11 protein-coding genes are annotated in these 14,239 nt (G+C 46.3%); 3 read left to right on the top strand and 8 right to left on the bottom strand.

Features of this window, described 5'->3' with window-relative positions:
• Window positions 1-72: 72 nt before the first annotated feature.
• Window positions 73-1,650: an arylsulfatase gene (locus ACLHR0_RS16345; RefSeq protein ID WP_436487969.1), complete on the bottom strand. Its 1,578-nt coding sequence runs from the start codon at window positions 1,648-1,650 to the stop codon at window positions 73-75.
• A 138-nt stretch (window positions 1,651-1,788) separates the two neighbouring features.
• Here ACLHR0_RS16345 and ACLHR0_RS16340 point away from each other — a divergent pair, with 138 nt between their 5' ends.
• Window positions 1,789-4,284, top strand: a complete 2,496-nt coding sequence (locus tag ACLHR0_RS16340) for an ABC transporter permease (protein ID WP_436487967.1) — start codon at window positions 1,789-1,791, stop codon at window positions 4,282-4,284.
• Between the two features lie 27 nt (window positions 4,285-4,311).
• Here ACLHR0_RS16340 and ACLHR0_RS16335 read toward each other — a convergent pair whose 3' ends face one another.
• From ACLHR0_RS16335 to ACLHR0_RS16310, 6 genes are all read right to left on the bottom strand, one after another.
• Complete coding sequence (locus ACLHR0_RS16335; RefSeq protein ID WP_436487965.1) at window positions 4,312-5,373, bottom strand: hypothetical protein; 1,062 nt, start codon at window positions 5,371-5,373, stop codon at window positions 4,312-4,314.
• Window positions 5,374-5,462: 89 nt separating this feature from the next.
• Window positions 5,463-6,359: an aminoglycoside 6-adenylyltransferase gene (locus ACLHR0_RS16330; protein WP_436487963.1), complete on the bottom strand. Its 897-nt coding sequence runs from the start codon at window positions 6,357-6,359 to the stop codon at window positions 5,463-5,465.
• A 30-nt stretch (window positions 6,360-6,389) separates the two neighbouring features.
• A complete protein-coding gene (locus ACLHR0_RS16325) occupies window positions 6,390-9,038 on the bottom strand; it encodes an ABC transporter permease (protein WP_436487961.1) in 2,649 nt (882 codons plus the stop codon).
• 1 nt (window position 9,039) lies between these two features.
• Window positions 9,040-9,372 carry a PadR family transcriptional regulator gene (locus tag ACLHR0_RS16320; protein ID WP_370911929.1) on the bottom strand — a complete coding sequence of 111 codons (333 nt, stop codon included), beginning with the start codon at window positions 9,370-9,372 and terminating at the stop codon, window positions 9,040-9,042.
• A 156-nt stretch (window positions 9,373-9,528) separates the two neighbouring features.
• Window positions 9,529-10,509: a type I glyceraldehyde-3-phosphate dehydrogenase gene (gene gap / locus ACLHR0_RS16315; protein WP_436487958.1), complete on the bottom strand. Its 981-nt coding sequence runs from the start codon at window positions 10,507-10,509 to the stop codon at window positions 9,529-9,531.
• A gap of 27 nt (window positions 10,510-10,536) precedes the next feature.
• Window positions 10,537-11,538, bottom strand: coding sequence for a GlxA family transcriptional regulator (locus ACLHR0_RS16310; protein WP_436487956.1), 1,002 nt, complete (start codon window positions 11,536-11,538; stop codon window positions 10,537-10,539).
• A gap of 296 nt (window positions 11,539-11,834) precedes the next feature.
• On the opposite strand from ACLHR0_RS16310, the gene ACLHR0_RS16305 reads away from it, so the two are divergent.
• Complete coding sequence (locus ACLHR0_RS16305) at window positions 11,835-12,986, top strand: alginate lyase family protein (protein ID WP_436487954.1); 1,152 nt, start codon at window positions 11,835-11,837, stop codon at window positions 12,984-12,986.
• 15 nt (window positions 12,987-13,001) lie between these two features.
• Window positions 13,002-13,358, top strand: a complete 357-nt coding sequence (locus tag ACLHR0_RS16300; protein WP_436487952.1) for a nuclear transport factor 2 family protein — start codon at window positions 13,002-13,004, stop codon at window positions 13,356-13,358.
• Between the two features lie 12 nt (window positions 13,359-13,370).
• On the opposite strand, the gene ACLHR0_RS16295 is transcribed toward ACLHR0_RS16300, so the two are convergent.
• On the bottom strand, window positions 13,371-14,144 hold the full coding sequence (locus ACLHR0_RS16295) for a hypothetical protein (RefSeq protein WP_436487951.1): 774 nt from the start codon (window positions 14,142-14,144) through the stop codon (window positions 13,371-13,373).
• Window positions 14,145-14,239: the final 95 nt, after the last annotated feature.

The raw sequence follows: 14,239 nt of genomic DNA, 5'->3' as shown, positions 1-14,239 counted from the left end.
GCACATAAAAAGAACCTGCGTATAACGCAGGTTCTTTTTATGAATACTCCGTAAGTATTGAAGTTCGACAAGTCAATCGGCTCCGGGTTTCTTCAACCCGATATCTTTCATCGGATATTTTTGATAGGTAGCCATATGTGCCGAAATAAGCCCCATCATCCCTGGTATTCCCCATTCAAAGTAGCGATGACCGCTACTCAGTTGTTCCTTAGGGTCAACATACAGGTTATATACCCATGGACTCATTCCAATACTCTCGATAGTTGATTGATCCAGGTTTTTTCTTGGAGCAGAAGTATTAAATACTTTCATGTGCAGCTTGTATTCCTGCCATCTGATGGCCATAAATTTGGTTTCTGAGTACATAAAAACTGCGTTTCTGTTGGACTGGCCGGTATCCGAGAGTAAGAATGATGCCTGATCCACGCCATCGATGTAATTGCCGGCCGGTATTTTATCTGCTACGCCGGCGAGTGACAGTGAGGTGTTAAAGAGATCACAGAGATCAAATAAGCCATCGCTGATGCGTCCGGATTTGATCATGTTTTTCCAGTATGCAATACCAGGCACGCGTACCCCCCCTTCCCAGGTAGTGCCTTTGCCTCCTCTGAAAGGTGTGTAGCCTCCATCAGGCCAAACATCTTCATTAGGCCCGTTATCTGAAGTCAGGAATACAAAGGTGTTCTCTTCGATATTCATTTCTTTTAACAGTTGCATAATTCGTCCCACAATGTCGTCCACTTCCACCACGGCATCTTTGTAGGGAAATGCCGCCGGGCTCTTACCCTTGTAGCCTTTAGAAACATAATTATCATTATGCACTTTAGAAAAGGAGTGAATAAGATAGAAAGGCTTATTTTCTTTCACGGAGCGTTTGATGAAGTCCTCGCTGTAATCAGCGAAAATCTGATCAACTTTGGAAAGTTCTTCGATATTGGCGATAGGCTGTACTACCTTGTTATCCTCACCTTTCTTACCGGTTAGTATGGATTGGTCAACCAGTTTTTTCATGGCTTCAAATCTGTCCGGTTTATTAATCAGATCCGGATAAATCCATTCATTTACAAACTGTGCATATTCCGATTGTACAGCAGAGAATCCAAGCCATTCGTCGTACCCCACTTCATTTGGCAAGCTTCCTTTGGTTTCACCAAGATGCCATTTACCGGAAATAGAAGTTTTATATCCATTTTGAGAGAGGATTTTCGCGGTCGTATTTTCGGATGCCCAGGGGTTTACTTTTGGATGTTCACCTGTTAATGTCGGTCTTGTTAGACCAGACCTTGCCGGGATCCTTCCTGTCATCAGGGCCGCGCGGCTTGGGGTACAGGTTGGCTGGGCATAAGTGGAGGTTAATTGTAATCCTTCATGTGCAAGTCTGTCCATATTGGGGGTAGGGGCGCCCACAGCATATCCTCCTCCATAAACACCGATATCGCCATACCCCATATCATCTACCAGGAAGATAAGGATATTGGGTTTCTTATTAAGGCGCGACAGCTTATTACGTAATTCTTTGTCCTGGCTGGCATGAGGGATAGCAGGTTCAAGGTAGTCCTTCACCCTTACGGTGGGATTAAAATAGTTTTGTTGCGCGTTTATCCCGGTAAAAAAGGAAACGAGTGAAAGTAATAAGATCAACTTTTTCATACTAATTTTTTTGTTACTTATTCGGGAGCATACCCGGTCAGTTCCTGTAGCGGTATGTCGGATAATTTTAGAGAAAGTTTTTAGCGGAAGCGTTTTTGGAAGGCCGTTTGCTGCTGGTTAATAGTAACTGTTCTACAAGTGAACGATTTATTGTTCATTATCGAACAGGTGAACCGAAAGCACTACTATAATTTATTGATTATCATATTGCTTAATTCCTGGCATTTTTTTGGCGACCCGGCTCAAATGCTAAAGACTTATTTCAGGGCTGCATGGCGCGGTATCATACGCAATAAAGTATACAGTGCGTTGAATATTCTGGGATTGGCTTCCGGAATGGCCGCGGCCTTGCTCATCGGCTTATGGGTTTATGTGCAGGTTTCGTATGATCGCTTTCTACCTGGTTGCCAACAGGTCTACAAGGTAAGATATAATACAAATAATAACGGTGAGATCAATACTTCCAATTCCACCAACCTGCCATTGGCACAGGCACTGAAAGAAGAATTTCCGGAGATTAAGTATGTTGCACAAACGGACTGGATGGGGCCGCATCCGCTGAGCGTTGGTGATAAAAGAATAAACGTTAATGGCGCAATGGCCGGAAGTGACTTCCTGAAAATTTTTCAATATCCGTTTATACAGGGTAATGCAGGTACAGCGCTGAGTGATCCATATTCCATTGTGCTGTCACAAACTACGGCAGTTGCCTTATTTGGCCAGGAAGACCCGGTGGGAAAAATGGTGCGCATTGATAATTCGCATGATTTACGTGTTTCCGGTATACTCAAGGACCTGCCAGCTAATTCTACATTTCAATTTAGCTTTATTGTGCCTTTTGCCTACTATTCAGCTACTGATGAAGGGGTTAAAAATTCACTTGATGACTGGAACAATAATTCTTTCCAGACCTTTGTTGCCTTGCAGCCTAATATTTCTTATGCAGATCTGGCACCTAAAATAAAGGGAGTACTGGTTAAGCACAGTCCTAAGTATTTTGGACAGACAAAAGCGGCGCTGTTCCTGGAACCTTTAAAGGACTGGCATTTATTTTCGGAGTATAGGAATGGAGTAGCAACTAGTGGCCTGATAGATTACGTGAAGATGTTCGCGCTCATCGGAATCCTCATCCTGGTTATCGCCTGTATCAATTTCACGAATCTCTCCATAGCACGTTCAGAAAAAAGGGCGCGCGAAGTGGGCATCCGTAAAGCCATAGGCTCCCGCCGTAAAGACTTGATTTTACAATTTTTAACCGAATCCATGACCTTAACCCTGGTGGCATTTTTGCTTTCACTGCTTTTAGTCGTCCTGGTACTCCCGGCTTTTAACAATCTTACCCATACCACCATCAGCATTCCTTTTGCTAATGGCTTGTTTTGGCTGGCCATGGCAGGCTACGTCCTGTTTACAGGCCTGCTTTCCGGAAGCCGGCCAGCTTTTTACCTGTCTTCCTTTAACCCGGTAAAAGTTTTAAAAGGATCCATGCAGGCAGGAAAAGGCGGCAACCTTCCCGGAAAAGTCTTGGTAGTGGTGCAGTTTACCTGTTCTATTATACTGATCATTAGCACGATCATTATTTATCAGCAGATCCAGCATGCGAGGAACAGGCCTGTAGGGTATGATGCCAGCCGTTTATTGATGACTGATGCTACCGGGGACCTGACGCGTAATTATGAGGCCTTTAAAAACGAAATAATGGGTACGGGCGTTGTTAGCAGCGTCACTAAATCGTCCAGTCCCGTTACTGAGCTTTGGGCCAGTAACAGCGTAACAGATTGGTCAGGCAGATTGCCTGGTGAGACGCTGAGCCTGGCAGTTATCGGTGTATCCGATGCGGATTATTTTAAAACGCTGGGTATGAAAATGGTAAACGGACGAAATTTCACCGGAAATCAAGGTGCGGATTCCCTGAGCGTTGTTCTCAATGAAGCGGCTGTTAAGCGTATGCGGTATAGGGATCCAATCAACCAGATCATTACCTGGCACACAGTGGAACAACGGGCTACAGTCATCGGCGTAGTTAAAGATGCGTTAATGTTGTCGCCATTTTCAGGCTCGGTTCCAACCATTTTTGTTTACGAGCCAGGCTGGTCAAATGTAGTGACCTACCGTTTATCACCTCACGTCAATACACAAGCAGCGCTCGCAAAACTTGCTCCGGTTTTCAATCGTTATAATCCAACTATTCCATTTCAATATCGTTTTGTAAATGAAAGCTATGCGGCAAAATTCGATTTTGAATCGCTGATTGGAAAGCTCGCAGGCATCTTTGCTTCGCTGGCTATCATGATCTCTTGTGTCGGCCTTTTTGGCCTGGCCTCCTACATAGCAGAAAAACGAACCAAAGAAATTGGAATACGCAAGGTGCTCGGTGCTTCTATTCCCCAGGTATGGTTACTGCTTTCAAAAGATTTTCTCCTGCTGGTGTTGATCAGCTGCCTGATCGCATCCCCGGTTGCTTATCATTATTTGCAAAACTGGCTGACTAAATACGAATACCGGATCACAATCAGCCCCGTGGCATTCGTACTGGCGGCGATGGCGGCTATCCTCATCACTGTATTTACCGTCAGTTTCCAGGCTATTAAAGCGGCTATTGCAAATCCGGTAAAGAGCCTGAGGTCGGAATGATTATCTTTTTCCGGGAGACTCTATTTTTTATGAGACAGGCAGCCCATAACTGCGCAACTCACCCTCACCGGTCGTCATCAACAGCATGTCATGCACAATCATTACATTGATAATATTACTGCTGTAATCAAAGATATAATCCGGGTTGGTAGTCGGATTGCCATCCAGGTTGTACGCTGTAAATTCAATACCCTCCGGCATTACCTCTGCTTTACATCGTAAATCTTTTCTGTCCAGCAACAGCAATCGTCCAAACTGCGAAACCACCAGGATGTTATGATCATCTACAAAAAATACACTGTAGTTGATATTATCCGGTTCAGCAGCGGGAAAATCTTTACTGCCGTCGAAAATAGCCTCCTGATCCTGCTCTGCTACTTTGGCAATTTCAGGGAAGGAGTAGATGGCTAACGGCCCATCATAATGCGGAGCCATAACAAACTCTTTCCCGGATGGGGCAAAGTTGCCCATGATCATATCACTGCATTGGGTAAGTTCAGCGAGGGAAATGACGCCGTTGTTCAGCTGTAACTGCATCAGGATGGTTTTCTCCTGACCAGCAGAGGCTTCGAGCAGGATAATACCATTGTTGGGCGTCGTGTGAAAAGCATAGGCGTATTGCTGGCTTTCCAGCAGGGGGTAAGCAGCAATTACTTCAAAAGTAGCCGTATCCATTACCTGCAGCTTGTCAGTTTCATTTTCATCGCCTGGTAGTACATACCAGATCGTCTTATTATCCCTGGCGAAATAACAGGCCGCACCCAGGAACCAGCCCCAGGACTTATGTTCCACCGAATGTAATACCATGGTCCCTTCTGCATCGAGAATGCGCATATCGGTTATACCCGCAATGGCAATCAGGCGGCCATCAGGAGAGGCCGACAGCTTGCTGCTGACATAGTTCGCATTCCGTCCCTGCATGATTTTTTCCCAGACAATTTCAAGATTGGCATTGAGCTTTGTAATCAGCGGCTGACTTGCAAAGTTCATCAGGATCTCTCCATCCGGCAATGGTACTACGTTTACCGGGTTGGCCGTGAATGTCAGTTTGTTCTTTAATGACAGGTTTATATGCGGAAATTGACTCATGTATTTTGCTTGTAAGTCGCAAAGGTAATACACAACAGCTTTTCCAGCAAGCCTGTATTTTTTTTAGATTATGCAAAAGGAAAAGGCATTTATTCCGGTGCATAAATCATTTCCGCATCCTTCTGCAACTGCCGCACATGCACCATATAAGCCGTTACATCCCTATCCCAACTTTCCGGATACTCATAACCCAGCTGCGTTGCAACAAACCTGGCGGAATTGCTGAAGAGATCCATGGTAGTATACACTGCCTGCCATATATGTTGCAGGTCGGCATCTGAATAAGTGGCCAGCATTTTTTCGTAAACTTCCGGCTCCAGGTAACGCTGGTAGAATTTTCCAAACTTGCCTGGGTTGACTGTAAATCCATGACGGCAGCCAATATACCAATCCATCATCTGTATCAATGCCTGGCGAATAACCTGGTTGAGTAATTCCTTGACCAGTATCACTTCTTCGCGCCACAATCCCTTTGCCAGGCCGGCATTGGTATACCAGAATTCGTTACAGCAATCGATGAACGAACGTGCTGATGGCTTTTGTACGATATAACTCCCGTCGCTTGCAGGAGGGAGGGGATGATCATTTAACACGCCCTTTTTATCCCATATAACTTTACAAAGACTATCACTGGTGAAGTGATCCAGTATTTCCAGGGGTACTATTACCAGATCAATACGGTTCCCATCTTTGAACTGCAACAGGTAAGAGAATGCGCCTGCCAGTTCCGGTGAAGGTGGGTACAGTTCCATGTCTTCCGGCATCTGCATTATCATTCTTTCTCCAAATACATCCACCCAACTATGATCCTGTACGAATGGGTCGAGACTCTCTACCACATAAATAATATCGTAATCCTGGAAGATATCCTTTGTTACATTAGGATTAGATCGCGATCCATCCTGCAATACAGCCAGTATCTGAGGTGTTCTTTCTGCCACTCCCATTATTAATTCCATCATTTCAGTTTCACTCCTGCTAACCATATTATGCTTAGTTTAATGATATTTCTCCTGTTACTCGCTCTTTAAAACCGCTACCGGGTTGCTCCTCGCGGCCTTTAATGTTTGTGATCCGATCATAATCAACGCGATGAGTAACACCGCGAGTAAGCCTGCGAAAAGCTCGGTGATATGAACGGGTGTATGATAGGGGAAATTCGGGAGCACAACGGCGCTGAAGAAAATGTAAGTTACCGGCAGGGCGATGATCGCCGACACGGAGAGCAGCAATAGAAAGCCACGGCTCAGCAGGTATATAAGGTTGCCTATGCTGGCGCCCATCACCTTGCGGATGCCGATTTCTTTTAGTCTTGTTTCGGTAGTGAATACCACCATTCCGAACAACCCCATTGATGCGATGGAAATGGCCAAAACCGAAAGGAAACCAATGATCTTGATCATAGTGGAAAATTCGCTGTATGCATCTTCTATTTCTTCGGTATAAAATTCAGCCGTAAACGGGTGAACACGATCGATCTTCTTCCATATGGATTCGATCCTGGCTAAGGTAGCCGGCATGTCGGTGCTATGTATCTTGGCGCTGATGATGGCCCTGTCTTCAGGTATCCAGAAGGTGAAGGCTACCGGTCCGATGAGGTTGTCCACTTTGCCGTAGTGAAAGTCCTGCATTACACCAACAATGGTCATTTTGCGTCCATTCAATATGATTTGTTCCCCGATGGCTTTCCGGGGATTATTGGCGCCGATGTTAAATCGCTTTACCACCTGCTCATTAACGATTACCTCGCCGGTGGCCTGGGCGGTGGCCGGCCGGGCAATGAAATTTCCGCCGGCAACGAGTTTATAGTTATGCAGCGGCAAATAGTTTTCATCAACGTGGTTGGTCATGACCAGCACAGAATCCCGCGAGTCTTTGTATTTCATATTACTGCCCCATGCATTCCCAACGCCTGTTGTAATCAGCGACCGGGACAGCGCCGTTACTTCCGGCAGCTCACTGAGTTCCTGGAGCATGGCGTCGGGTTTATTATCCAGCATGTTGATGTTCAGAATATTGGCGGTGCTGAATCCCAGGTCGAATGCCAGTATGTTTTTATACTGCACATAGCCGACGGCGGTAGTAGTGATAAAGATCAGTGTAACGGTGTATTGAATCACCACCAATGCGCGCCTGAAGGTCAGGTGTTTGAACATTTTCACGGAGGAAGCATTTCCGAACGCATTGATCGGACTTACTTTCGAAAAGAATATAGCAGGAATGAATCCGGCGATAACACCTACAGCCACCGCAAAAACGATGAAGGCTGCAATCATGGATGGTGTGAGATCGAGCTTTACGGTATGCTGCATCTCGGGGGCCATGTTGATCAGCATCGGCCGTAATATAAGAAACAGGAGGAAGGAAAGCAGAAGGGAGGCCAGGGAAATCATGACCGCCTCGGCCAGGAACTGCAGCCTCACCTGGCTCTTTCCGGCGCCGATAGCTTTGCGGAGACCTATTTCCTTAATGCGGCGCATTGCGCGTGCTATGGAAAGATTGGTGTAGTTGAAGCAGGCAGACAGTATCACAACAGATGCGAGCCCGCCAAGTATCCAAAGCACCACAGGGGGCATGTGAGGGCCTGCAAAGCCAGGCCCACCCTCGGATTGACGGAGGCTCTCTCCAACCACGATGTGATATAAAGGAAGCAGTTCGAGCTGAATCTTTGTATTTTCTTCAGCGAGATTTTCCGTTCCTGCAAGTGCGTTGAGCTGCGACCGGATGGCATCCATGTCGGCATTTTTTGAGGGGAGCACGTACACCGAATGGGACCACATGTTGGTCCATGCGTCAAAATTTTTATCACCTTTATTGGTTTGCTCAGCTGTGGACAACGACACCAGCGCTTCAAAACTGAGATGAGAAAAGAAGGGAACGTCCTTCATAATACCGGTCACCTGGTAAACGGCGGTATCAATCCTGATGGCCTTTCCGAGCGCCGCCTGGTTACCGAACAGTTTTCTTGCTGCCGTTTCAGTGAGCACAACCGAATACGGATCTTTCAGTGCCGTTTCGGGGTTGCCTTCCAGCATCGGAAAAGTAAAAACCCTGAACAGCGAAGGCTCTGCCCAGTAGCCCTGGATGGGAATAATATTGTCTCCTACCTTCGCATCACCCGAAAAGTTGTTGCGCATCGTAGTCACTTCTTCAATACCGCTTACCTTCTCGCGGATGAGCTTTCCCGTCTTTATGGAGGTAGACGCAAACTTGCCGTTTTCTTCACTGTTGGAGGTTAATACGTTGGTGATGCGATAGATCCTGTCGCCATTTTTATGGAACCTGTCGTACGAACGCAGGTCGAGCAGAAACGCGATCAGTAGTAACCCAACGGACATACTGATGGCAAGTCCCAGGATATTGATGAAGGAGAACAGCTTGTTGCGCATGATGTTGCGCCCTGATGTTTTAACGTAGCTTCCGATCATAATGCGGTTCGTAAAAAGGTTGACAAATATTGATCTTCGTACCGTATAACTTCTGAAGAATTTGAAGGCGTCAATGATGTAGATCAGCTTCGCACGGCGTGGCCCGATGGATTGTACATTCCGGTCGAAGCACTCGTGGAGGTCGCCCGTAAGGTCTTCCACAAGTCCGGGTTTACAATACCATTCTACAAAGCGCTGCGCCCAGGCGGGCGGATGGTGTTGCCGTTGTTCTTTCATGCTACATTTTTTTCCAGGCAAGCGCCGGTATCCTGGCCCACAGCTGATCCCGCATCGATTTGGCGTTGATCAATGCTGCCTGTCCGTGCATCGTGAGTTGATAGAATCTTTTGCGTTTACCGCCACGGGCTTTCGTTGCTTCCCCCAGCTCACTTTTCACAAGTCCCTTTTCTTCAAGACGGTTGAGCACCGAGTGCACTACGCCAAGTTTCACAGAACGGCCGGTATGGTTTGAGAGTTCGTCGCATACCGCTACGCTATATGCTTCGTTTGTCAACGCTGCAATGGTGAGTAGCACCAGTTCTTCAAATTCTCCGAGGTTTGTACCTTTCATTTCCGATATTAATTACGTAAATGTATGTAAAAGGATTTTATTATACATACAAAACGGGAATAATTAATTTGATCAGGATTAAAACAGGGGAGATAAAAGCAGGAAAAGCCGCACAAATCCTAAGATTCGCGCGGCTTTTCTATTCTATCTATAATCTTATAACGTACTAACCAGTTCAGCTATACGATTAGAGATACCCATCTCATTATCGTACCATGCCACCACTTTAACGGTATTGCCTATATTTTTTGTCAGCAGGCTGTCCACGATAGAGGAATGGGTGTTACCAAGGATATCAACAGAAACGATGGGGTCTGTGGAATATTCCATTATTCCCGCCAGATCAGTGTCAGCATGATGCTTAAGCAACTCATTTATTTCCGCTGCGGAGGCAGACTTTGACAGGTTAAGCGTCAGTTCTGCAATAGAGCCGTCTATAACCGGTACCCTGTAGGAAAAGCCGTCCAGCTTACCTTTAAGATCAGGTAAAACATCTCCTATTGCCTTGGCTGCACCCGTAGTGGTAGGGATGATCGATTGGGCGGCTGCCCTGGCCCTGCGCAGGTCTTTATGCGGACCATCCTGTAACATCTGATCCATCGTAAATGCGTGTATGGTAGTCATAAAGCCGGATTCAACACCATAGGCGTTATGCAGTACATGTAAAACCGGGGCGATACAGTTGGTGGTGCAGGATGCCGTGGACAGAATGGTATCTTCCGGGCTGATGATATTATTGTTAACGCCATCTACAATGGTTTTCACACCACCACTTGCAGGCGCCGTGATCAACACTTTTTTTGCACCGGCCGTAATATGCGCCTGCGCCTGTTCCTTCGCGGTAAAGCGTCCGGTAGATTCAATGACAACCGCTACTTCCAGCTCCTTCCAGGGCAGGTTTTCCGGGTTTCGTTCATTCAATAACCGGATATGTTTACCATTGATCACCAGGTCGTTATTATTTACTGCCACTGTTCCGGGAAACTTACCGTGTGCCGAATCAAATCGGAAAAGATGTGCCAGCGTATTAATATCTGCGAGATCGTTGATGGCAACTACTTCAGCGCCTGGTTGGGCAAGGAGTGCCCGCATGGTCATTCTTCCTATCCGGCCGAATCCATTGATAGCAATTTTCATGATATCCAATTTTATAAGATGAATAAATTAATCGGTATGCAGTGCAGTACGGAAAGTACTGCGATAAGTGCCGGGCGATATTTCCAGGTGACGCAGGAATACCCTGCGCATGGAAACGAGGCCGCCCAGACCACATCTCACGGCTATTTCCTCCAGGGAGAGCGCGGAGTTTTCGAGGTAATTGCGCGCCATCTCCACTCTTAATTTCTCGAGGAATTTAGCAGGAGTGAAGGCTGTTTCTTTCAGAAATACCCGGGCAAAATTACGGGCACTCATATTGCATTGAGCTGCCATTTCCTCCACACTGATGTTTTCGTGCAGGTGTTCCAGTAACCAGGGACGTAATTGTACCAGCAACGGAGACACCAGCTCATAGCCCGGCAGCAAACCGCCAAATTGTTTCTGATTCCCCGGCCGCTTCAGGTGTATAACCAGTTTCCTGGCAACCCGCAGCGCAATGTCCCGGCCATAGTCTTCCTCCACCATTGCGAGCGACAAGTCCATGCCGGAGGTAACACCTCCAGCGGTGTAGATATTGCCGTCTTTTATAAAAAACGGAGTAGTATCTACTATAATATCAGGGTATTGGCGCTGCAGGTCATCATTACGCTCCCAGTGCGTGGTAGCACGCCTGTTATGTAACAGTCCGGCTTTAGCCAGCACAAATGTGGCCACACATACGCCTGCTATTCTCCTGATCTTCGGTGCATGCGTGGTCAGCCAGTGATAAAACTGATCTGAATCCGGTTGGTTTTCCAGTCGCGCCCCAATCAGCATCAGGGTATCTATCTCCCGGTCTATTTCATGCACCGTGGTGGCAGCCACCAACCTGGCGGAACTGTTAAGTTGCAGGTCCTTCTTGTTAGTGGCACTTGCCAACACTACTTCATATCCTTTGGAATGCCCCCCGGATTCCGCTTCCAGCATCTGCTGCGCAAAGGAAAACACATCTGCCGGGCCTGCCAGCGTCAGCAATCTGCTGCCGGGAAGGACAACAATAACAACAAGTTTGGAAGTATTGGTAGCCATGATGCGTTGCTTTGTGACCACAAAAATACAACCGAATCGGCGTGGCTGCAATGACAAAAATTATACAGTTTCTGCCAAACCGGGTTCTTTGGTGATAATCATTACGTTAAATTCCCATTCTATATGTCGGCTATAGTAAAAAGAAAACAGCTCGTATAGTTATCATGTTTTTTTAATTGTCATTATTACAATTATATTTGCCGCACATATATAGTTCATTTCCTATGAGAACAACTCGACTTTGCTGGTTTACTGCAGTTTTTACCTTGTTATATTTAATGGCATGCAGGAAAGATATGTCAACGAAAACGCAGCAGCTGGCGCTTAACGACCATGATACCGCTTTTGTACATCCCGGGCTATTGCATAAACAAGCCGACCTGGATCGTATGAAAACAAAAGTGGCGGAGAAGGCAGAGCCCTGGATGTCCGGTTGGAACAAGTTACTAACCAACTCACACGCAGCCCTCACCTGGCAGCCGAATCCGGCTGATACCATTTACAGGGGCAGAGACGGTGTTCACCCGGAAAATTACCCACGGCTGTATAATGATATCGCCGCAGCCTACGCCACTGCCTTACGATGGAAGATTTCAGGAGAAAAATCCTATGCCGATAAATCCATAGAGATCATGAATGCCTGGTCAGCCAGGTTGAAAGGACTCGGCGGCAATAATGATGTGAACCTCGCCGCCGGTTTGTATGGATACCAGTTTGCCAATGCAGCGGAAATCATGCGGTCGTATAATGGCTGGGCAGCGGCCGATTTCACCCGTTTCCAGCAAATGATGCTGCATGTTTTTTATCCGTTAAATCATAACTTTATTACAAGAAAGGAGAGATGTATGAGCCATTTCTACGCCAACTGGGACCTTTGCGTGATGAACTCCCTGCTGGCTATCGGTGTGCTTTGTGATAACCGGGACATCTACAATGACGCCATCAGTTATTTTAAATCCGGGGCCGGTAATGGTGCTATTGGAAATGCGGTATATTTTATTCACCCGGGAGGGCTGGGGCAATGGCAGGAGAGTGGCCGCGACCAGGGCCATGCAACATTAGGTATTGGCCTGATGGGCGCCTTTTGTGAGATGGCATGGAACCAGGGGCAGGACCTGTACGGCTATGACGATAACCGCTTTCTCAAAGGTGCTGAATACGTAGCAAAATATAATCTCGGCGATTCCGTACCATACGTTACCTACAGCAATTGCGTAGGCGTTACCCAACCGGTAATCAGCAGCGGGGGAAGAGGTAATATGCGGCCCATCTGGGAACTGGTATATAATCACTATGTGAACCGTAAAGGCCTTGCGGCGCCGAACTGCCAACGGATGGCACAGGCAGTAAGACCGGAAGGCGGTGGTGGTAACTATGGGCCCAACAGTGGCGGTTATGACCAGTTGGGATATGGTACGCTTACCTGTTCTTTAGATCCTGTTAAATAAGTAAACCAGTAATACATGAATCCGGATAATAAAGCCATACTGGAAAAAGCAAATGCAGCTATCACTAAAGGCGATAATGAGGGGTTCCTGTCGTTCTGTACAGACGATACGGAATGGACATTTGTAGGCGACAAAACCCTGCGGGGAAAGGAAGCTGTTCGACAATACATGGCTACAGCATACCTGGAGCCGCCCAGGTTCATGGTCGAAGCCCTCATCGCCGAAGGGGAGTTTGTTACGGCAACCGGCAAAATAAGCATGAAGGACGAAAACGGCACGATGGTCGATTACGACTACTGCGACGTATGGCAGTTTCGTGATGGTAAGATGGCTGCATTAAAGGCGTTCGTTATAGCAACCGGGTCAAGATAAAAATCCCGGTTATCAGGTATATTCAAAACAAATTACCGCCTTCTTTATCTCATCATTATGAAATAAATAGAGCTGATCTGCGGCATTTTCCTGGAAATGGTATCCTTCCATACAGGCTATGTAGTTAAAAAGGTGTCCATCTGCATTCACAGGCTTTTCCATCAGGTTGTCACCCGTGTATTGGCATTCTTCAAGTGGAAGATGACCGGTATTAATTTCATCTATTACCCCGTTGGTTTTTTTGCCGATAATTTCTGACATGTAATCCGAAGGTGCATCGTTCCGTAAATCATCCGCAGTAAGTTTCAGCAGCCGTTCTAATCTCCTGATGTCGTCTACCGTTAATCCCGGCCGGTGGAAATCCCGGTCGTATAATTCTCCGAATTTTTTATAATACGACTTCTTTAACTGATACATCGCATCATTAAAATTAAATTGGATCTCTTCGTCGCTATATTCCAGGTGGTAATTCTCCGGCGAAATTTCAGTGGAAACGGTAAAGTATTCCCACGGCGCGTCAAACTTATATTTACTATCGATAATATCAAAACCAAGCATATCGCACCTGGTATAGTCGGTATGAAAAGAGGTGGTGTTTTCGCCTAACCGGCCGTTGTATATCTCTTTTACCGATACAAAATGCAGCCACTGATCTTTTCCCTGGGGCAGGAACTGCAAATTAACAGAACACAACGGCAGGAAATATTTCCTGTGATTTTCTATATCACCATAAAAAACATCCTCATATTCCGGAAATATTTTAATGAAGTTTGCTGGTATTTCCATTAACGCCTGATTTTATCTATTTGAATTATTAAAGATAGTTTTTTACCTGTTGATTGTAATGTTAAATGAATATTGTATTATACTTGCTATTCAAT

Source organism: Chitinophaga sp. ARDCPP14 (genome assembly GCF_051362515.1).
Lineage (GTDB): Bacteria > Bacteroidota > Bacteroidia > Chitinophagales > Chitinophagaceae > Chitinophaga.
This window is presented reverse-complemented; position numbering and strand designations above follow the sequence as displayed.